17 protein-coding genes are annotated in these 21,005 nt (G+C 62.8%); 13 read left to right on the top strand and 4 right to left on the bottom strand.

The window, feature by feature from the left end; genetic code table 11:
• Positions 1 to 43: 43 nt before the first annotated feature.
• The 13 genes from G473_RS0114950 (at position 44) to G473_RS27125 (ending at position 13,503) form a co-directional block, all read left to right on the top strand.
• Positions 44 to 1,051, top strand: a complete 1,008-nt coding sequence (locus G473_RS0114950) for an SPFH domain-containing protein (protein ID WP_029013761.1) — start codon at positions 44 to 46, stop codon at positions 1,049 to 1,051.
• Positions 1,052 to 1,104: 53 nt separating this feature from the next.
• A complete protein-coding gene (locus G473_RS0114945; protein ID WP_029013760.1) occupies positions 1,105 to 1,563 on the top strand; it encodes an NfeD family protein in 459 nt (152 codons plus the stop codon).
• Positions 1,564 to 1,674: 111 nt separating this feature from the next.
• Entirely contained in the window at positions 1,675 to 3,735 is a 2,061-nt protein-coding gene (locus G473_RS0114940) for a serine/threonine-protein kinase (RefSeq protein WP_245580077.1), read from the top strand.
• On the top strand, positions 3,732 to 4,241 hold the full coding sequence (locus G473_RS27130) for a hypothetical protein (RefSeq protein ID WP_051330319.1): 510 nt from the start codon (positions 3,732 to 3,734) through the stop codon (positions 4,239 to 4,241). The genes G473_RS0114940 and G473_RS27130 overlap by 4 nt, the downstream gene beginning before the upstream one ends.
• Before the next feature lie 109 nt (positions 4,242 to 4,350).
• A complete protein-coding gene (locus G473_RS0114930) occupies positions 4,351 to 4,731 on the top strand; it encodes a hypothetical protein (protein WP_029013758.1) in 381 nt (126 codons plus the stop codon).
• Between the two features lie 150 nt (positions 4,732 to 4,881).
• The gene (locus tag G473_RS0114920) at positions 4,882 to 5,229 is read left to right on the top strand and encodes a hypothetical protein (protein ID WP_029013757.1); all 348 of its coding nucleotides are present in this window, start codon (positions 4,882 to 4,884) and stop codon (positions 5,227 to 5,229) included.
• A gap of 123 nt (positions 5,230 to 5,352) precedes the next feature.
• Positions 5,353 to 7,488: a TonB-dependent siderophore receptor gene (locus G473_RS0114915; protein WP_029013756.1), complete on the top strand. Its 2,136-nt coding sequence runs from the start codon at positions 5,353 to 5,355 to the stop codon at positions 7,486 to 7,488.
• Complete coding sequence (locus G473_RS0114910) at positions 7,488 to 8,687, top strand: PepSY-associated TM helix domain-containing protein (RefSeq protein ID WP_051330318.1); 1,200 nt, start codon at positions 7,488 to 7,490, stop codon at positions 8,685 to 8,687. The genes G473_RS0114915 and G473_RS0114910 overlap by 1 nt, the downstream gene beginning before the upstream one ends.
• Before the next feature lie 109 nt (positions 8,688 to 8,796).
• Positions 8,797 to 9,894, top strand: coding sequence for a redox-regulated ATPase YchF (gene ychF, locus G473_RS0114905; RefSeq protein ID WP_029013754.1), 1,098 nt, complete (start codon positions 8,797 to 8,799; stop codon positions 9,892 to 9,894).
• An 18-nt stretch (positions 9,895 to 9,912) separates the two neighbouring features.
• Positions 9,913 to 10,476 carry an AAA family ATPase gene (locus G473_RS0114900; RefSeq protein WP_245580076.1) on the top strand — a complete coding sequence of 188 codons (564 nt, stop codon included), beginning with the start codon at positions 9,913 to 9,915 and terminating at the stop codon, positions 10,474 to 10,476.
• A gap of 87 nt (positions 10,477 to 10,563) precedes the next feature.
• A complete protein-coding gene (locus tag G473_RS0114895) occupies positions 10,564 to 10,953 on the top strand; it encodes a c-type cytochrome (RefSeq protein WP_029013752.1) in 390 nt (129 codons plus the stop codon).
• A 96-nt stretch (positions 10,954 to 11,049) separates the two neighbouring features.
• Positions 11,050 to 11,418, top strand: coding sequence for a hypothetical protein (locus tag G473_RS0114890; protein WP_210163329.1), 369 nt, complete (start codon positions 11,050 to 11,052; stop codon positions 11,416 to 11,418).
• Positions 11,419 to 11,640: 222 nt separating this feature from the next.
• Complete coding sequence (locus G473_RS27125; protein WP_035707442.1) at positions 11,641 to 13,503, top strand: autotransporter domain-containing protein; 1,863 nt, start codon at positions 11,641 to 11,643, stop codon at positions 13,501 to 13,503.
• Positions 13,504 to 13,721: 218 nt separating this feature from the next.
• On the opposite strand, the gene G473_RS27120 is transcribed toward G473_RS27125, so the two are convergent.
• The 4 genes from G473_RS27120 to G473_RS29400 all read right to left on the bottom strand — a co-directional run bounded on the left by G473_RS27120 (position 13,722) and on the right by G473_RS29400 (position 20,772).
• A complete protein-coding gene (locus G473_RS27120) occupies positions 13,722 to 16,094 on the bottom strand; it encodes an efflux RND transporter permease subunit (RefSeq protein ID WP_035707439.1) in 2,373 nt (790 codons plus the stop codon).
• A gap of 75 nt (positions 16,095 to 16,169) precedes the next feature.
• Positions 16,170 to 17,126, bottom strand: coding sequence for a WD40/YVTN/BNR-like repeat-containing protein (locus G473_RS0114875; protein ID WP_029013750.1), 957 nt, complete (start codon positions 17,124 to 17,126; stop codon positions 16,170 to 16,172).
• A gap of 82 nt (positions 17,127 to 17,208) precedes the next feature.
• Positions 17,209 to 18,546, bottom strand: coding sequence for a DUF1329 domain-containing protein (locus tag G473_RS0114870; RefSeq protein ID WP_029013749.1), 1,338 nt, complete (start codon positions 18,544 to 18,546; stop codon positions 17,209 to 17,211).
• A 42-nt stretch (positions 18,547 to 18,588) separates the two neighbouring features.
• Positions 18,589 to 20,772, bottom strand: a complete 2,184-nt coding sequence (locus G473_RS29400) for a DUF1302 domain-containing protein (protein WP_029013748.1) — start codon at positions 20,770 to 20,772, stop codon at positions 18,589 to 18,591.
• Positions 20,773 to 21,005: the final 233 nt, after the last annotated feature.

The following is a 21,005-nucleotide window of genomic DNA, read 5'->3' as shown; positions in this document are numbered from 1 at the left end:
TAGAATGGGGAAAGGGCCACAACGCATAAAGGGATGGAAAAGCATGGAGTTCGGTATTTTCGCCGGCGTGGTCGCCGTCTTTGGCATCCTGCTGGCCTTCGCCGGGATCAAGACCGTGCCCCAGGGGCAGGAATTCACGGTGGAGCGGTTCGGCCGCTATACCCATACCCTGCGCCCCGGCCTGCATTTCATCATTCCCTTCGTGGATCGGATCGGCACAAAGCTGAGCATGATGGAAACGGTGCTGGACGTGCCCAGCCAGGAAGTGATCACCAAGGACAATGCCATGGTGACCGTGGATGGCGTCGTCTTCTATCAGGTGCTGGATGCTGCCCGCGCCGCCTATGAGGTGAACCAGCTTCAACTGGCCATCCTGAACCTGACCATGACCAATGTGCGTACCGTCATGGGCTCCATGGACCTGGACGAGCTGCTGTCCCAGCGCGACCGCATCAACGCCCAGCTTCTGCATGTGGTCGATGATGCCACCCAGCCCTGGGGCATCAAGGTCACCCGCATCGAAATTCGCGATATCCAGCCGCCGCGCGATCTGGTGGACAGCATGGCCCGGCAGATGAAAGCCGAACGTGACCGTCGCGCCCAGATCCTGGAAGCAGAGGGCGCACGGCAATCCGCCATCCTGAAGGCGGAAGGCCAGAAGCAGGCCGCCATTCTGGAAGCCGAAGGCCGCCGGGAGGCCGCCTTCCGCGATGCCGAGGCGCGTGAACGCGAAGCGGAAGCCGAAGCCGCTGCCACCCGCATGGTGTCGGACGCCATTGCCGGCGGCAATGTCCAGGCCATCAACTATTTCGTGGCCCAGCAATATCTGACCACTTTCAAGGAATTTGCTCATAGCCCGAACCAGAAAGTGCTGTTCATGCCGATGGAAACCACCGGCATCATCGGCACGCTGGGCGGGTTGGCAGAAATTGCCCGTGACGCCTTCGGCCCGAAGGAGGGAGAGGGCAACAAGGGGCCGCGCCCGCCATCGCCAAACCGTCCGGCATCGCCGCCGCCCTCCCCCTGGGGCACGCCTCAGGGGCCGGCCTGACGCATCCATTATCCCATCTCCTATCCGACCCTTTGCCTTGAGGGAGGCGGCCCATGATCTTCTGGTACTGGTGGTGTCTGGCATTGGCGCTGGCGGCACTGGAAATGTTCATTCCAGGTGCCGCCTTTCTTTGGGTTGCGGGTGCGGCGGCGCTGACCGGCATCATCGCCTGGGTCCTGCCCGACATGGCCCTGGCGGTGGAACTGGTCCTGTTCGGCGTGCTGGCCGCCCTGGCCTATGCGCTGTCGCGCCGGTTTATGCCGCGTGGTCGGGAAGATGGGCCGGCCAGCACCTTGAACCGCAGGGCGGAGCAATATGTCGGCCATATCTTCACGCTGGAAACGGCGCTGAGCGGCGGGCGGGGCCGTGTCCATGTCGGTGACACGCTCTGGCCCGTGACGGCGGAAGAGGATTTGCCCGCCGGGGCAAAGGTGCGGGTGGTGGCGGTGGATGGCGCCCTGATGCGGGTCACCGCCGCCCCCGCCGCCGGCATATCCCCCCCCGGTCCGTGAAGCTTTCCACCCACCATTGTGCAAAGCCGCATGGTTTGCCATGATCCGGCCGGACGGCGCGCGTGGCCGTGCCCTTGAAGCCGGAGATCCCCGCCGACCATGGCAGCCAGCATGGCAACCAGCGCCGCCCCTGACGAGATGCCGGAGCCGCCCGCAATGCGGCCGGCGGCCCATTATGCGCCGGTCGATCTGGGCGGCCGGTGCGAGATCATGCCCGGCTCCCCCCTGGCCGGACTGGATTCGGCTGGCGGCAGCGCCTTTGCCAGCCGCATGGCCCGCGACCGCAAGACGGAAAGCTTCGCCATCATCACCGATCGCCCCGTCCCGGCGCGGGTGGAAGCACTGAGCGGGTTCCGCACCATCGAGAACCCCGCCCTGATGCGCCTGCTGGATTGGGGCACGGTGGACTGGACGCCCGATGGCAAGCGCCGCTTCGCCCTGGTCTATGAACGGCCCGGTGGCCGGCGGGTGATGAATGACCTGTCCGATGTGCGCGAACCATTCAACGATGATCTGGTGACGCGCACCCTGATGCCCAACCTGCTGTACGTCCTGCGGGAGATGAATGCGCGGGGCCTGACCTGCGGGGCGATCCGGCCGAACAATCTTTTTTACAAGGATACGGTTTCCAGCGCCGTCATGCTGGGCGACTGCCTGTCGACCCCGACCGGCTATGCCCAGCCGGTGCTGATGGAGACGATCGAGAGGGCCCAGGCCCAGCCCGCCGGGCGCGGCCCCGGCACGATCGGCGATGATCTCTATGCCCTGGGCATCACGCTGCTGGTGCTGGTGCTGGGCCGGCACCCCCTGCCCGACCTGGATGACGAGGGGCTGATCCGCGCCAAGATGGACCGGGGCACCTATTCCGCGCTGACGGGCCATCTGCGCCTGCCGCAAAGCCTGCTGGAACCGCTGCGCGGGCTGATGACGGATGATGCCAAACAGCGGTGGAGCCTGTCCGACCTGGATATGTGGCTGCAAGGCCGCCGCCATTCCTCCAAACAGCCGCAAATTCCCCGGCGCGGCGCCCGCCCGTTTGATTTCCAGGGCGACCAGTTGCTGCATTGCCGCTCACTGGCCCGCGCCCTGGCCCGGAATACGGCCGCCGCCGCCCCCCTGATCGAACGCGGGGAGGTGGAAAAATGGGTCCGCCGCAGCGTGGGCGACGAGACCCGGGCCGAGATGGTGCAGACGGCCATCACCTCCGCCAGTGTGGGCGGGCGGGCCGCCACGCAGGAAGAAAAGCTGGTCGCCCGCGTGACCATCGCCCTGGACCCGCCGTCCCCCATCCGCTATCGCGGCATCGCCGTCATGCCGGACGGGCTGGGACCAGCCATGGCGGAAGCGATGTGGCAGAATGGCAGCATACAGCCTTATGCCGAATTGGTGCTGGCGCAGTTGCCCATGTTCTGGGTGAATTGCCAGCCTGATTTCCGGCCCGAATATGTCCCCATGGTGCAGAGCTATGACGGGCAGCGGACCTTGCTGGAACATGTCGGGATGGGGTTCGGTATTGAGCGGGTGCTGTATGAACTCTGCCCCGCCTGCCCCTGCCTGGCACCGCACCTGCGCGATTATTATGTGCTGACCCCGGCAGAATTGCTGGCCGCACTGGAACAGATCGCCACCAAGCCGACACGCGGCCGTGACCCGGTGGATCGCCATGTCATGGCCTTCCTGACAACCCATCACAAAAAGCTGAACGACCGGCTGCTCCAGCCCCTGTCCAGCCAGCATGATCCGGCACGGCGGATCATTGCCATGATCAGCATCCTGGCCGATGTGCAGAACCGTTTCGGGCCGGCGCGGCTGCCCCATCTCTGCGCCTGGATGGTCACCTTGATGGAACCGGTGTTCAAACGGTTCAAGAACAAGGAAACCCGGGAGAAGATGAAGATAGAGGTGGCCCAGGCCGCCCGCGATGGCGTGCTGGATGCGCTGGTCCGCATCGTTGACAATATCGACGTGATCCGGGCCGACGATAAGGGCTTTCTGACCGCGATGCGGCAATATGAGTCCCTGACCCGGCAGATCGACCGGCTGCGGTCAGGTGCTTCATTGAAAAGCGATGCGACGGACCATGCCGGTCGGCAGATCGCAGCAGTTGTCACCTCCGTCATTGCCGGCCTGACCATGATCGGAACCGTCATCTTTATGCTGAGGGGCGGATGAGCCGGGGATATTACAATAATAACCGGAAGCCCCGGCGGCGGGGCCGCCGCTTGCTGCTGCTATGCCTGCTGCTGCTGCCGGTCGGCGTCATCATCCTCCCCACCAGCGCCCTGGTGCTGGCCGGGATGATCCCCACCTTCGTTGCCATCTTTGTGGATCGCGATCCGGAAAAATCCGCGGCCCTGACCGTAGGGGCAATGAACCTGTCCGGCGTCGCCCCCTATATCGTCCGGCTTTGGCAGCATGGGCATACGCTGGCCATCTCTTTCCAAATGCTGGCCACGCCCAGCACATGGCTGGTCATGTTCGGTGCCGCCGCCATCGGCTGGATGATGTATTTCTTCATCCCCCAGATCGTGACCGCCATCATCGCCCTGCGCAGCCAGTCCAAGATCAAGGAACTGGAAGAAAAGCGCGCCCTGCTGATCGCCGATTGGGGCACCGACATCATGGCAAAGCCCGATCCCGACCGGGCAGAGCCTGCCGGCCTGACCGACGGGGCATAGGGCGCCGGCAGCGGCAACCCCTTAAAGACACGACGAAAAAGCGAAACAGACCATCCCGGCATGAGGCTTGCTTGTTCACAAGAGAGGCTTCATCCGGGAGGTACATCGCATGTATGAGCGTCTGATCCGTCCGCCAACGGCCAAACCCAACGCTTTCGCCAAACGTGCCAAGGAAGGCGCCCGTTACAAGGGCCTGGGCGATGCGATGGATATGCCCCTGGCGGGCCAGGAAGACCGCGCAGGGAATGAAAGCCTGGCGGAAATTCTTGCCGCCCTCCCGGCACATCCTGCCGGGCCCGAAACCCGGCTGCAAGAGGTGGAGGAAGCGATCCGCCGCCATTGGACGGTGCTGCGCAATCTGGTGCGTGAGCACGCGGACCTGACAAAGGCCGCCCGCCAGGGCAGCATGGCTCCCGCCCTGCCGGACACGGAACGGGACGCCAAAGTGACCATTTTCATGCGGGGCCGAGGGGGCGTCGCGGCGGAATAACCGCAAGAGCAGGGCCTGTGACAAAAGCGGGCGATCAGCCACTATCACGGCATCACCGCCCAACTGCCCCCTACCGGCCCGCTCAATGACCGGCTTTCGCCGCAATCAGCGCCCAGATTACGGTTCATCGGCGAACCGGAGATCAGCGCCATGTCGGCCCCCATCAAAGCCACCCTTCTTATCAGCTTCGCGGCCCTTCTCGGGGCCTGCGCCGGCATGTGGGATATGACCGACGGGACGTTGGCCGTCACCCTGACGATCCTGGTTGTGTCCGCTTTTGCCCTTTCACTGTTCGTCCCCCGCTTGACCTGGGTCGTCGTTCTGGGGTTGGCCGCCGGGGTTCTGGTGGCCAATCTGGCTGGATGGCCGCCACCCGGTACGGAATTGCGGGAAATGGAGCGCAGCCTGATCGCAGCGGCTGTCGCCGCACTGCCCGCGACGTTGGGCGGTCTGCTGGGGCTATGTGCGGCCACGCTCGCCCGGCGACACATGCGGTAAGCGTCACCTTTCTCCCTGTTCTGCCGAGCATAGCTTCCATGAGAGAATGCAAACGCGATTGACTCGCACTTAACAATGCCCTTAGACCGGCGGCAACAAGCTGCCGAGATCAAGGGGATAGAGATGCGCGGTTCAATGCTGCTGGCGGGTGTGGCTGCCCTGGCGATGACAGGGATCATGCCGGCCCAGGCGCAACAAGTGGCGGATGCCGGTACGGTGGAAGAAATCATCGTCACCGGTCGCGCCCAGCGGCTGTACCGGGTGGAAGAAACCAGCATCGGCAAGATGCCGGCCAACATTCTGGACATTCCCCAGGCTGTGCAGGTCATCAATGAAGAGATGATCCGCGATATGGGCGCCCGCAATGTCATCGACCTTTATCGCAATATCTCCGGCGTCAGCTATTTCACCTATGGCGGCGTCACCTTCCGCGGCTTCCGCCAGGAACAGAATTATTACGATGGCATGCGCGGTGACCCGTTCATCGGCTTCGCCGTGCCGCAATTGTTCAATATTGAACGGGTGGAAGTGCTGAAGGGCCCGGCCGGGATGCTCTATGGCCCCGCCGCCCCCGGCGGCACCATCAACTATGTCACCAAGGGTCCGACGGACGAGTTCCAGGGCGATGTGCGCCTGACCATCGGCAATTACGACCGGATCGGCGGATCAGCCCAGATTTCCGGCCCCGCCGACCCCGAAGGGCGCTTCACCTACCGCGTCGGCGCCTTCTACGAGAAGATGGACAGTTTCCGTATCGGCGCCGGCAACGACACCAAGACGGGCGATGCCAGCCTGGGCATCAAACTGACCGACGATATCAAGCTCACCCTGCAGGCCATCCATTTCGACCAGACCCTGGCCGCCAACCGGCTGCGTGGCATCCCGGTCAGCGATGATGGTGTCTATCTGGGGCCGATCAGTTGGAACCATAATGAGCCGACGGATTTCTCCAAGCTGACCTCCAACGTGTTGCAGGCCAAGCTGGATGCAAGGATCACGGATAGCATCCGCCTGGATGCCGGTATCCGCTGGTTCAAATCCAACGAGCAGCAGAATTATCATGAGCCGCGCGGCACCTATGACAGCAACGGCGATGGCGTGCTGGATATGGTGCGGCGGGAGTTCCGCGACCAGCGTCGCGAAGGCGACGCCCTCGCCGTGGCCGCCAACCTGATCGCTGATGCCGAAACCGGCAGCATCCGTCACAAGATCCTGTTCGGCGCCGACTGGTACCGGGAAGATTCGCTGCTGCTGAGCCGTATCGCCCCCACGCAGGCATCGCGCGGCCCCGTTCCCGATGCCAGCCTGACCAACCGGGTCTATGGCCTGACATCGGCCGCCAATTACGCCGCCTATTTCGCCACCCGCCCCTATACCCCGACCGATACCAGGGCGGAGCGTGAAGGCATCTACCTGCAGGATCAGATCAGCCTGACCGAGCAATGGGACGTGATTGCCGGTGTCCGCTATGACCATTTCACCGATACCAATCGGGTCAATGATACCGACTATTCCGACGGGGATTATTCCTGGCGTGCCGGTCTGATCTACAAGCCCGTGGATGACGTGTCGGTCTATGCAAGCTGGTCCACCAGCTTTGAGCCGCAGGCGGTGGCCAACCAGGATGGCAGCGCCGGCGGCCCGTTTGACCCGATCACCGGCAAGCAGGTGGAAGCCGGTGTCAAGACCGCCCTGCTGGGCGGTCGCATCCAGGCCAATGGGGCCGTCTACCGCATCGTGCGGGAGAACATGCTGCAGACCGACACCACCCTGCCGCCGGTCAATGGTGTCAACCAGCTTTCTCCCATCGGGGAGGTGACGTCCAAGGGCTTTGAGCTGGACCTGTCCACCGACATCACGCCGGATTGGGTGTTCACCGCCAATTACGGCTATAATGATACCAAGATCACCGGCACCGTGCCGGGTCAGAGCCTGACCAACGCGGTGGGTGACCGGTTCGCCAATGCGCCGCGCAACAAGGTCGGCTTCTGGACCCGTTATCAGGTGCAGGAAATCAACACCGCCTTCGCCTTTGGCGGGGAATATGTCTCCCAGCGGGTCAGCCTGTCGGGCCAGACGGTGAAGCCCTACACGATCTTCGATAGCTCCATCATCACCGATCTGGGCTTTGCCGAGGCCATGTTCCGGGTGAAGAATATCTTCAACAAGGAATATGCCGCCTCTGGCTTTACCGTGCATAACGGCCACTTCCCCGGTGAGCCGCGCACCTGGTTCATCGAACTGCGCAAGCAGTTCTGATGGCGCGCAAGGGCCGATCCCTCTGGTGGTCTGTCCATGCCTGGGCAGGGTTGAAGCTCAGCCTGTTCATGGGCTTCATCCTGGCCACCGGCACGCTGGCCGTTTTCGCGCATGAATTGGACTGGCTGGTGACGCCATCGATGCGGGTGATGCCGCAGGATGCGGCGCCGGCCAGTTGGGGCCAGTTGGTGGATGGCGCGCAGGAAGCCGTGCCCGGCGCACGGCTGAACAGCCTCTATGCCCCCACCCATCCGGGCTTTGCCGCCGAAGCCTGGATGGATGCCGGCGGTGCCCGCATGGTGCGGGTCCATCTGGACCCCTATACCGGGGCCGCCACCGGCACGGCCCCCTGGTACAATATTCACCGCTTTCTGCGGGAAACGCACCGTCACCTGATGCTGCCGGTGAAGATCGGCGTGCCCATCGTCTGTACGCTGGCCCTGTTGCTGGTCGCCTCCCTGATCAGTGGCATCGTGACCTATAAGAAATGGTGGCGTGGCTTCTTCAAACGCCCGCGCGGCGGTGACGGGCGGCGGCTGACCGGTGACCTGCACCGGCTGGCGGGCCTGTGGAGCCTGTGGTTCACCGCCCTGATCGCCGTGACCGGGCTTTGGTACATGGTGGAATCGCTGGGGGGCGATGCCCCCGACCAGCCTTACCCCCCGGTGCTGGCCACCCCCTCCCCCACCCTTGACGGTGCCGCACTTGACCGGCTGGTGGCGGCGGGACTGGCCGCCTATCCGGGGTTGGAGATCCGGGAAATCCGTTTCCCCACCCCCAAGGGTGACCGGGGGTTGATGGTGATGGGGCAGGCCGATGCCTGGCTGGTGCGCGACCGGGCCAACGCCGTCTGGCTGGACCCGGCCAGCGGAGCGGTGCGTCTGGTGACGAAGGGGGAGGAACTGTCCGTCCACCAGCGTATTTCCGAAATGGCCGATCCGCTGCATTTCGGCACGCTGGGCGGCTTTGCCACCAAGATCATCTGGTTCATCGCCGGCCTGTTGCTGACCAGCCTGTCGGTGACCGGCGTGATGATCTACAGCCTGCGCCTGCATAATGGCCGCCCGGCCCCGGCGGCCCCGGCCAATGGTTGGGTCCGGGCCTGGCGCGGCATGGGGGTCTGGGCCTATCCGGCCTTGGGCCTGGTGATCCTGTCCCTGGCCTTGACGCCGGGGGCGATCATGGCAGCGGCGGGGTGACGGTGCGCCCACACTGCCCCGCCTTGCAGCCCTGTCATTTGCATTCAGCGCCGCAATCGCCCATAACCGGTGCCAATCCTGAACCATCCAAAGCAGCGAAGTACCACCCATGGGATTTAATTGCGGCATCGTCGGCCTGCCCAATGTCGGCAAGTCCACCCTGTTCAACGCGCTGACCAGCACGGCCGCGGCCGAGGCCGCGAATTACCCGTTCTGCACCATTGAGCCGAATGTCGGCCGCGTCGGCGTGCCTGACCCGCGCCTGGACAAGCTGGTGGAAATCGCCAAGTCGCAGAAGACGGTGCCCACCCAGCTTGAGTTCGTGGATATTGCCGGTCTGGTGCGTGGTGCGTCGAAGGGTGAAGGGCTGGGCAACCAGTTCCTGGCCAATATCCGTGAAGTGGACGCCATCGTCCATGTGCTGCGCTGCTTTGAAGATGGCGACATCACCCATGTCGAAGGCTCCATCGACCCCGTCCGCGATGCGGAGACGGTGGAGACGGAGCTGATGCTGGCCGACATGGAAAGCCTGGAAAAGCGCCTGCCGCCGTTGCAGAAAAAGGCCAAGGGCGGCGACAAGGACGCCAAGGCCCTGTCCGACCTGATGGAACGCGTGCTGGCCGTGCTGCGGGAGGGCAAGCCCGCCCGCACGGTGGAAGTCTCCAACGAAGAGCGCGATGCCTTCAAGCAGATGGCGCTGCTGACCGGCAAACCCGTGCTCTATGTCTGCAATGTGGAAGAGGAATCGGCCGGCAGCGGCAATTCGCTGTCCGCCAAGGTCGCTGAAATGGCCGCCCGCCAGGGTGCCGGCAGCGTCGTGATCTCCGCCGCCATTGAGGCGGAGCTGTCCCAACTGGCTGACGCGGACAAGCTGGATTATCTGGCCTCCCTGGGGCTGGAGGAGCCGGGCCTGAACCGGCTGATCCGCGCTGGCTACAGCCTGCTGGGCCTCTTGACCTTCTTCACCGTCGGCCCGAAGGAAGCCCGCGCCTGGACCGTGCGCAAGGGCGCCAAGGCCCCGGAAGCCGCCGGCGTCATCCACACCGATTTCGAGCGTGGCTTCATTAAGGCGGAAACGGTGGATTATAATTCCTACGTCACGCTGGGCGGCGAGTCCGGCGCCAAGGAAGCCGGCAAGATGCGCATGGAAGGGAAGGAATATCTCGTCCAGGATGGCGACATCTTCCATTTCCGCTTCAACGTCTGATGCGGCCCTAAGGACAGCATGACGAAGCGCACGCCCTTGTCGCGTTTCGTCGTGCTGTCCGGCTGTTCCGGCGGGGGCAAGTCCACCCTGCTGGCGGAACTGGCCCGCCGGGGCCATACCATTGTGGAAGAACCCGGTCGCCGCATTGTGGCGGCGGAAACCGCCTGTGGCGGAACAGCCTTGCCCTGGCTTGATATGGCGGGCTTTCTTGCCCGCGCCTTTGCCATGGCACAGGCCGATCTGGCGATGGCGGCGCAGGCCCCGCCGGGCTGGGTCTTTTTTGATCGCGGCATGATTGATGCCGCCTGCGGCTTGGCGCATGAGACGGGCGCCCCCAGCCTGGACGGGTTCAGGCCCGGCGCCCCTTACCATCCCCTGGTGTTTCTCACCCCACCCTGGCCGGAAATCTATGTCACGGACAAGGAGCGACGCCACGACATGGCCGCCGCCGTGGCGGAATATGACCGGTTGATAGAAGCCTATCGAGGGATCGGCCATCAGGTCGAGATTCTGGCGAAGGTGGATGTGGCGCGCCGCGCCGACCATATGCTGGATTTGCTGGGGTCAACCCCCGAGCCATGAGCCCCCCGACGGTTGGTCGCATTGACCGGCATGATGGAATGTGAGCTATCATCGCTCATCTTTTCGAAGCAGGAGCCATGGTCGCCAATGCGTACCCCCCGCATGATCACCGCCGCCCTTGCCACCGCGATTGCGCTGGCCGCCGGCATTTCCTCCGCCCAGGCCGCCGGTGATGCGGCCAAGGGTGAGAAGGTGTTCGCCCGCTGCAAGGCGTGCCACGCCATTGAAGCCAACGCGCCAAAGAAGATCGGCCCGCCGCTGCACGGCCTGTTCGGTCGCCATACCGCTGCGGTTGAGGGCTTCAACTATTCCGACGCGCTGAAGAAGGCCGATTTCGTCTGGAGCCAGGATAAGCTGGACCAGTGGCTGGCCTCGCCCAAGACCTTCCTGCCGGGCAACCGGATGGCCTTCCCCGGCGTGCCGAACCCGCAGGATCGCGCCGACCTGATTGCCTATCTGGAAGAAGCCTCCAAGTAAGAAAAGGCTGAGCCGGGCCATTTTTGACCAATGGCCCGGCTTCCCGCCTCAGAATAATAAGAAGAAATGCGATCCATACATCCCAGACGTGGATCAGTGCATTCGCTCTACCGCCTTCATCTGAGAGCTGCTGTGTTTAAGAACCAGAAAATATTCGCCATCGCGGCCCTTTCAGGGCTTCTTCTGGCCGGTTGCGGCGGCTCTGAGCCGTCAGAGGCGGATATACGCAGCGCCTTTGATCACCAGCTTGAGGGCGCCAACAGCCTCATCGGACGCCTTGGCACCGACCAGAAGGTGGAAATCCTTAGCCTGACCAAGCATCAGTGCAAGGAAAAGCAGGATTCGACGGCGGTGATATGCTCCTTCACCGTAAAAATGAAAATTCCCATGCTTGGGGAACAAGAACAGACCACCGAAAATGCCTTTATCAAAGGGCCGGATGGATGGCGTCTTCTGGGTAACTGACCAATAATCGACCGCGCATTGGCATCATCCCAAGCCGGAAACCGCTTCCGCCCTCGCTCATTGCGGGCGATCTGTTGCATAAGCGTCTCATAAGCATCAATTCCGGCCGGAAGTACCCACCTTCCGTAACGTCACCCCCTTTCCCCTGCCAAGCGCTCTGCGTTAGCCTTCCAACTGTAACAAACGGGCGCGTCCAAGCAGCCCGATCATGGGAGGTAGCGCATGAATTCGCGATTGCTGGGCGGCACCGCCCTTGCGGCTTTTCTTTGCCTTGGCGCTGGCGCGGCTCAGGCCCAGACGCTGGACTACTCCTCCTTCGTCGTGTTCGGTGATAGCCTCAGCGACACCGACAATCTGAAAAATCTTAATCCGGCGCTGCGCCCCGGCGCGCCCTATGTCAATGGCCGCTTCACCAATGGCCCTGTCTGGGCGGAGGGGTTTGCCGCCGCCCGTGGCCTGTCCCTGGACAGCCGGGCTTATGGTGGCGCGCGGGCCACCCGCACCGACCCGATCGACCTGACGGCACAGGTATCAGCCTATCTGGCCCGTAACAGCTCCATCCCGTCCGACCGCCTGGTCGGTATCTGGATCGGCGGCAATGATTATATCGCCGTACTGACCCAGCCGCAGACCAACCCGACGGCCGCGGCCCAGGCAGCGGTGGCCGCCACCGCCAATGCCGTGGCCACCCAGGCGGCACGGCTGGCCGGTGCCGGGGCAGAACATTTCGTGCTGATCAACCTGCCCCCCCTGGGCAGCATCCCGCTGACCAGCAGCCTGTCCGCCGCCGACCGCGCATCGGCCAACACTGTTGCCGATCTGCATGCCCAGGCCATTGCCCGCGTGGCCGAGGGGCTGCGGGAAAATGGGATGTCGGCAACGGTCGTGGATGTGAATGCCCTGTTCCGCGATCTGCTGGCCTCACCCCAGACCTATGGCCTGGCCAACGCCACCATCCCCTGCATTGCCCCGGTCGGTCCTGGCGGGTCCACGGTGGCGACGGGAGCCTGCGCCACGGCGGCGGGTGCGGCCAGCACCGTCTTCTTCGACCCGCTGCACCCCACAGCCGCCGCCCATGCCATTGTCGGGCAGTTTGTGGATGGCACCCTGTCCGCCACGTTTGAAGCACCGGCCATCAATGCCACGGCCACGGAAATCTCGCAGCGCCTGTACGATCTGGCCAACCAGGGCATCGCCTCCCGCATGGCCGGCGCCCGCAGCGGCCAGGGGTCGGTGAATATCACCGCTGCCCAGGCCGGCGCCGATGGCAGGGTCGGGATCTACGGCTTCGGCACCTATCTGGATGGCGAGCGCGATGCCACGACGGGCCGCATGGGCTATAAGTATGACGGCTTCAATGCCGGCATCGGCGCGGATTATCAGGTGGATGACAAGGTCACCGCCGGCCTCGCCTTTTCCTATGGCAAGGCGGATAGCTCCACGGACGGCAAGATGGGGTCGGTGGATGCCAAGGCCTATAATGTGACGGCCTATTTCACCGCCGCCGCATCGCGGGAATTGTGGATGGATGGCTATCTGTCCCTGAGCTTCGATGATTATGACCTGTCCCGCCAGACCCGGTTCGGCCCCTACGCCACCGCCGGTGGCAGCACCAAGGGCACGACCTATGGTGCGGGTGGTACGGTCGGCTATACGCCGGACATGGGCAGCTTCGGCATGGGTCCGGTCTTCGGCCTGCGCTATGCCCAGACCCGGATCGAAGGCTATGCCGAGCAGGGCGGCGGTCCCCTGGCGCTGACCTGGGATGATTGGGAAGCCAAGAGCCTGGTGGGCATGGCTGGTGTCCAGCTCAGCGGGTATGGCCACAGTTTCATCCCGCATATGCGCCTGGCGTATGAGCATGAATTCAACAATGACGGGCGCGAGGTGACCGGTCGCTTCGCCAATCTTGAACAAGCCCGTGGCGAAGCGGGTGCGGGCAAGCGCGGCCGTTTTGCCATCAGCACATCCGTGGCCATGGTGGCGGATGACAATGTGATGATCGGCATCGGCTATGATGGCCGGATTGAGGGCGGTTCCCCCAGCGACCATGCCTTCAACGCCCGGATCAAATTCACCTACTGACCTTAATCCAGCGGCAGGAAATCTTGACCTTTGGTCAATCTTTCCTGCCGCTCAAGCACCGGGCGGCGGCAGTCGCCGCCATACGAACGGTGATGAATTAGGGCCGTTCGCATTAGCCTGTCCCAAAAGAAAGGCCGCGGAGGATGCACCCTCCGCGGCCTTTTTCATGCCGGCATCGGACCTGCCTTTCCCTTGCCGGAAAGGCAGGCCCTCTCCCCTCAATGCGCCGCGAAGGTCCGCTTGGAGGCGCGCTTGACCTCCGCTTCGAACAGCTTCGGGAACAGCTTGTACAGCAGGGCCGCCACCGCTGGCAGCAGCACGATGGCGCCGATCATGTTGGCCAGGAAGATGAAGGTCAGCAATACGCCCATATCGGCCTGGAATTTCAGGTCAGAGAAAATCCAGGTCGCCGTACCCACGGCCAGGGTCAGGCCGGTGAACAGGACCGAGCTGCCGGTTTCCTGCAAGGTGCGGTAATAGGCATCCGCGAAACTCAACCCATGCTTCAGATAGCTCTGCAGCCGGTTGAAGATGTAAAGGCCGTAATCCACACCGATCCCCACGCCCAGCGCCGCCGCCGGCAGTGTGGAAATCTTCAACCCGATGCCCAGCCACGCCATCATGGCGTTGCACAGGATCGACACGACGATCAGCGGCAGCACCGTGGCCAGGGAGCCAACCAGGGACCGGAAGGTCAGGGCGCAGAACAGGATCACCGTGGCATAGACCAGCAGCAGCATCGGCTTTTCCGCCGTCATCACCGCCTCGTTCGTGGCGGCCATGACGCCGACATTGCCGGTCGCCAGCTTGAACTGCACCGTTTCCGACGGGTTGGCCTTGTTATAGGCCTCCACCGCATCAACGATGCCCTGGATGGTGCCCGCCTTATGGTCCTTGGTGTAGATCACCACGGGCATGACGGAGCAGTTGGAGTTCAACAGGCCGGTGGAAGTCTCAATCGGCGTGACCGTGCGCACCAGCACCTGGCTGTTGCGGGGCAGAACGCGCCAGTTCAGGTTGCCTTCGTTCCAGCCCGTATTCACCACCTTCATGGCCGTGGCCATGGATATGGTGGATTGCACGCCGGGCACATTGGTCATGGCCCAGGTGAAATCATCGATCTGTTTGATGATGCCGTAATCGATACAGCCATCAGCCTTGGTTTCGGCAATGACCTGGATGATATCCACGCCAATGGCGAACCGGTCGACGATCAGTTGCGCATCCAGATTATAGCGGCTGTCCGGCCAGAGTTCCGGCACGCCGGCCTCCGTATCGCCCACCGTCATGTTGCGCTGTTCGTAGAAGGAAACACCCAGCACGACCAGGGCCACCAGGATCATGGCGATGGCGCCTTTTGGCCGGGCGAAAATCGCCATCCGGCTCCATACCTTGTCGAAACGGCCCACCTGCCCTTCCACACGGCTGCGATATTTGTCGCCCAGCGGCAGATAGGAGAGGACGACAGGCAGGATCCAGAGATGGGTGATGATGATGATCAGCATGCCCACGGAGGCGGAGACCGCCAGTTCCTGGATCATCTGGATCTGGATGATGGCGATGGTGACGAAGGCCAGCGCATCGGTGATCAGCGCCGACCCGCCAGGGATCAGCAGACGTTCAAAGCTGATACGGGCTGCCGTTGTTGCATCCGCACCCTTGCTGATTTCCTGCGTCATGGTGCCGATATTCTGCACGCCATGGGAAATGGCGATGGCAAATACCAGGAACGGCACCAGGATGGACAGCGGATCAATGCCATAGCCCAGCAACACCAGCAGGCCGAACTGCCAGATCACGGTGCAGAGCGAGATGCCCAGCATGGCAAAGGTCATCATCCAGCTTTTGCCATAGCCATAGACCAGCACCGCCGTGATGACGAAGGCGATGGCGAAGAACATCACCACGCTTTTGGCGCCATCCGCGATATCGCCCATGGCCTTGGCAAAGCCGATGATATGGACCTGGATGCGCTCATCCTCGAACTTGGCGCGGATATCCTCCAACTGCTGCGCGACTTGCATATAGTCCAGCTTTTCGCCGGTACGCGGGTCGGTTTCCACCAGTTGCACGCTGACCAATGCTGCGGTGAAATCCTCTGCCACCAGCCGGCCGACCTGTCCGGATTTCAGCACATTCTCACGGACGATCGGCAGCCATTGGTCATTGGGCTGGAATTCCGCCGGGATGACATTGCCGCCGGCAAACCCATCCTCCACAATCTCAATGAAGCGCACATTCGGGGTGAAGAGGCTGGTCACACTGGCCCGGTCCACGCCGGGCACGAAGAAGACCGCATCCGTCACCTGCTTCAGCCGGGTCATGAATTCCGGCGTGTAGATATCGCCTTCCTTCACCGACAGGGCCACCAGCACCCGGTTGGCGCCGCCGAACTCCTTCATATGTTTGGTGAAGGTCTGCATATAGGGATGTTCGAGCGGCAGCGTCTTTTCAAACCCCGCATCGACACGCAGCTTCGCCCCCTGCCAGCCCATGAACAGGGTCAGCAGCGCAAAGATCACCAGCACCAGCCCCCGGTGACGGAAGGTCCAATATTCAAGCCGGGAAGGAAGGGACGGGGATTGGGACATGTCCGGGCACCTCGGGAAACGGTAGGGTCAGGCGGGTTACGGTCGGCGCGGATCAGGATCGCGCCCGGCCTTGTGTCAGGGATTGGCCGGTATCGGCCCCGCCTCCCCGAGAAGGATGAGACCGCCATTGGCAGCCTGGACGATATCGGCCAGACCAACACGGTCAGGCCGACGGGTCGCACTGAAACTGTGCCCGCCATCGCGGCTGGTCAGGATCGTGCCTTGCGCACCGACCAGCATGACGCCGCCATCGGTCAGCACGGCCCCGCCCATCAGGCCCGCCGTGCCGCCGCTATCAATTTCAGTCCAGGTGGCACCGGCATCATCGGTGCGGAAGATATGGCCTTGCAGCCCATAAACCAGGAAACTCTGCGGCCCCAGCACCAGCGCATCGAAGAAAGAACCGTCATAGGGGCTTTCCAGCGCCGTCCAGGTAGTACCGGCATCGGCACTGAACAGCAGCGTCCCCGCCTCCCCCGCAATCAGCCGCGTCTCAGGCGTAGGGGCCAGCACGGCATTGAAATGGAAATCATCCTCGCTGACGGTGCGTGGTGTCCAGGTGGCGCCGCCATCGGTGGTTTCCAGATACAGCCCATAGGCGCCGACAGCGATGCCGTTACTGGCATCGGTGAACAGCACATCCATCAGCGGCTGTTCCAGTTCGGGTTCAGCATGCTGAAGCGTCCAGGTCTCACCGCCATCCTGGGTGTGCAGGATCACGGCATCATGGCCGACAGCCCATCCGTGCCGTGCGTCAACGAACGTGACGCCGGTCAGAGCAGCATTGGCCGGGGACGGCACCTGACGCCAGGTGGTGCCATTATCATCGGAAAGCAGGATATGCCCCCGCTCCCCCACCGCGACCAGCCGATCGCCAGCGCGGGTGGCCGCCAGAACCAGGGAGTGGCTCGCCAGCGGTGCCATGATGGCAGGCCGCATGGAAGGCGCCGGCGTCTGCGCCAGCGCGGAAACGGGGAGGCCGGCGGCCAGGAGAAGGGCTGCGGCGATCCGGGCGGACGCTTGCACGATCATCTTGACCTATACGAGAATCAAAGGAAAAGGCCAGGGACGGCAAAGGGGCCGGCCCTCAGGCCGGCCCCCTGCCATCCAGATATCAGCGCACGCCGGCCCGACGCAGGCTGTCGGGAGAGAAGTCCGCGTCAGAGAACTGGGCGTCGAACTTGTAAGGCGCTTCCTGGTTGTCCAGACCCAGCACAGTGTAACGGCCGGACTGGAGATCATAGAGCGCATCCAGCGTCGACCAGTAGGCCGGCACCGAATAATAGTTCACACCATGGCTTTCAGCCACGCGCCACATCTGGCCGCGCGCGTCCAGATGGTCGGCAACCAGGATCTGCCAGCTATCCTCGTCAATATAGAAGCGGCGCTTGGCATAGATGTGGCTGGTGCCCTGCTTCAGCGTGGCTTCCACCACCCAGACGCGGTGCAACTCATACCGGGCCAGATCCTGGTTGATATGGCCCGGCTTGATGATGTCGTCGTACTTCGTGTCTTTGGAGTGGAGCTTGTAGCCGTTGTAAGGAACATACATTTCCTGGCGACCGACCAGCTTCCAGTCATACCGGTCGGGCGCGCCGGAATAGATGTCGAAATTGTCGGTGGTGCGCAGACCGTCCGACGCCGTGCCCGGATTGTCATAGGCGACATTGGGCGCACGGCGCACGCGGCGCTGGCCGGGATTGTAGGTCCAGGCGGAGCGCGGCTCCTTCACCTGATTGATCGTCTCATGCACCAGCAGGATTTCACCGGCCAGACGGGCCGGGCTGGTCACTTCCTGCAGGAAGTAGAGCGAGTTGTTGGAGTTGGTGCCACCCGGCGCGCCATAGAGATACTTCACCTTCTCACTGAGCATGATCAGGGTGTAGCTGCCATTGGTCTGCGGGTTGGCCTGGCCGACCATACGCTCCGTCGCGTTACCGCGATAACGCAGCAGATGGTTCCAGACCGCTTCCACCCCTTCCTTGGGGATCGGGAAGGGCACGCCTTCCTTGGCGCCTTCCACACCATTGCCGCCATCCACCAGCTTGGCCCGCTTGGCGTTGGCCATTGTCTCATCATAGATGCGCTGGGGAACCGACGCGCTGCGGCGGGTCGGATAAACATTCATCTTGTAGGAGGGATACTGCTTCAGCAGGGCCTTCAGCCCTTCCGGCAGCTTCGCCTCATACTGCGCCATGTTGGCGGCGGTGATGGTGAACTGCACCTTGTCATCGGGGAACGGATCGGTCTCGATCGTTCCTGGCTTCCAGCTTGCCGGCGGCTTGGTAATGCCACCGGTCCATTCCGGAATGGACCCATCGGCGTTACCGGCCTTGATGGCACCCATCGGGGTCAGCGTCTTGCCCAGATCATCGGCCGTCTGGGCCATGGCGGGAAGCGCCAGGCCAATGGCAAGGGCGCTGCCCAACAAAGCTGCTTTCATACTGAACATACGTTTCCTCCTCGGTCGCTCTTCCGTCTTGCGCGGCGTTTATTAGAAAGAATATTTGACGCTGGCCGACACGAAGTCGCGATCATTGATCAGGTTGTAGGCTCCTGCCCCGAAGAAGTTGGAATAGGAGAGGTCGATCGTGACCGTCTCGCGCACCACGGCGCGCAGGCCCAGGCTGACGGCCTTGCGGCCTTCCACAAAATTGCCCAGCGGCGACGGCGTGGTACCATTCACGTCATGCTGCCAGGAGATGCTGGGGAACAGGTTGATGCCCGGCAGCGCGTTCAGATAATCGAAGCGCGCCGCGACGCGATAACCCCAGGAGAAGGGATCGGCGAAACCATCCGTCGCCACATCCGCCATGCCGCCACGGCCCAGGAAGGCGGCATTGCCGCCAACAAAGGTGCCGGGGCCTTCATAGCGCATCTCGCTCTTGCCCGGCATATTGTGGATCCAGGTGCCACCCACTTCCGATACCAGCACCCACTGGTCGGCACCGAACGCACGCTCGAACGCCTTGGTGGCGGTCATCTGCGCCTGGGTAACGTCATGTTCCTTCCAGCCCTGGATACGGCGGCCAAACCAGTTGGTAGCCAGATCCTGCTGGATGGTAGCGGCCGTATTGCCCTTGATGCCGCCCAGATCGCGCACGACCTGATTGGTGTTGAACAGGGCCGCGCCCTGGTTGGCGGCACTATTGGCCCCGGCCGTGACAAAGGCCGCACGGGTGCCGCCGGGAGAGCCCGCGGCAGCGGCGATACCGGCGCTGATGGCACCGGCAGCCGCCGGGCTGGCCGCCTGGATCTGCTCAAACGTGCGACCAGTGAAGACAGCCAGCGCCGGGTTTGACGCAACGGCACGCGCCACGGCCTGATCGAAGGAGGCACTGCCCGCCGTCTGGCCCTGGGTAACCAAGCCGAGGATGGTGGGGGCAGCAAGGGTGGCCTGCAACAGTTCCACATCATCCAGCGCCAAAGGCTGGTCCTTGCGGAAGCTGACCTCACCCTGCAGGGAAACGCCGAAGATGTTGGTATTGAAGCTACCGCCGAACAGCTTGATATCTTCCGGATATTCCGCGCGATAACCGCTGAAATCGGTGAAGCGGGTGGTGTTTGACAGGAATTGCGGCAGCGGCGCCACGAAGCCGCTCAGCACCGGCAGACGGGAATGGTAGTTGATGAAATAGGCGCCAAACTCCGTATTGCCGAGATTTTCGGCGAAATAGCGGGCGGCAAAGCCATACTGGCCCGTATCGCTGGGCTTGTCATCATCCACACGCGGCACCACGGTACCGAACGGAGTCAGCGACTGCACCCCCCGGAAGCCATTCAGCTTGGGATCTGGGTAAAGATTGGTCGGGAAGACATTGCCGCCGGCCACTGCACCCTGATTACGGCTGTCGGTGAACAGATAGTTACCGAAGCCGATAAACAGATGGTCGCCACCCGGCGAGGCGAAATCATTGGTGGAGAAGAAGGAATTGGCTGCCTCCGGCTCCGTTCTCTTCCAGCCGAACTGATAGAACGCCTCCATCGAGAAATTCTGGTTGAAGGAGATGTTCACGTCGGCGATCGGGACGGGCAGGAATGCCTCGCGCAGTTCGGAGCCCGGCACGCGCAGGGCCGACACGTCGACGGGGTTGATCGTGTTGATACCGTTCTGGATGAAGGTGCTTTCGCCCCAGCTTAACACCTGGTTACCCAGGCGCACGTCAATGGAGCTGCTGTCACCAACCGCGAAATTGCCATAGACGAAGGCATCCAGCAGGTCGAAATCACGCCCCACCCGTTCCTGCGCATCATCGGACAGCGCAAAACGGTTGGTGCGGCCGAAACTGCTGCTGGATTTCTTGGCGTTCACCACATCGTAGAAATAGGTGCCACGGACGAAGGCGCCGAGATTGCCGTAATTCAGCTTCAACTCGTGCGTGGCGCGTCCGGCCAGTGAAACCAGGCCCTTGCCGTAATTCAGATTGCCGTTATCGCCATTGATCGAATGGGCCCGACCGCCATTTGCCACACCGATCAGGTCCGGGTCACGGTCCTGCACACGGAACAGGGCCCCGACAGTCAGGGTCGTATCGAAACTGCCACTGAGATCACCCCGATTGAACGTCGCAGCCGCCGCCGGGGCCGCCATCATCAGTGGCGTCAAAATGGCCGCGGCACTGACGCCGGCCAATATGCGTCGATCCAGGCGCGCCTGCGGCGTCGATTTCCGTGCCATGCGTTTCCTCCTCGCATCCCAATTCTTTTTCTTCCCCCGGCTTGCCGGTTGACCGGCACTTGGGGAGCGCGCGGGGAAGTGCGAATCCGAGTAAAAATCCGCCATGTGGAAGCGTCAAGGCTTCTATGCAACGGAAAACACGCGGCGAAGCGTTTGATCCGCACATTGGCAAAAAAGACACGATTTTTGGCCTTTTTCCAACGGTTTGCGCATTTAGTCAGCAGTGCATTCAA

It is taken from the genome of Niveispirillum irakense DSM 11586 (assembly GCF_000429645.1).
GTDB classification, from domain to species: domain Bacteria; phylum Pseudomonadota; class Alphaproteobacteria; order Azospirillales; family Azospirillaceae; genus Niveispirillum; species Niveispirillum irakense.
Note: the sequence above shows the minus strand (reverse complement) of the source record. Positions and strands in the feature narration are given on the sequence as shown.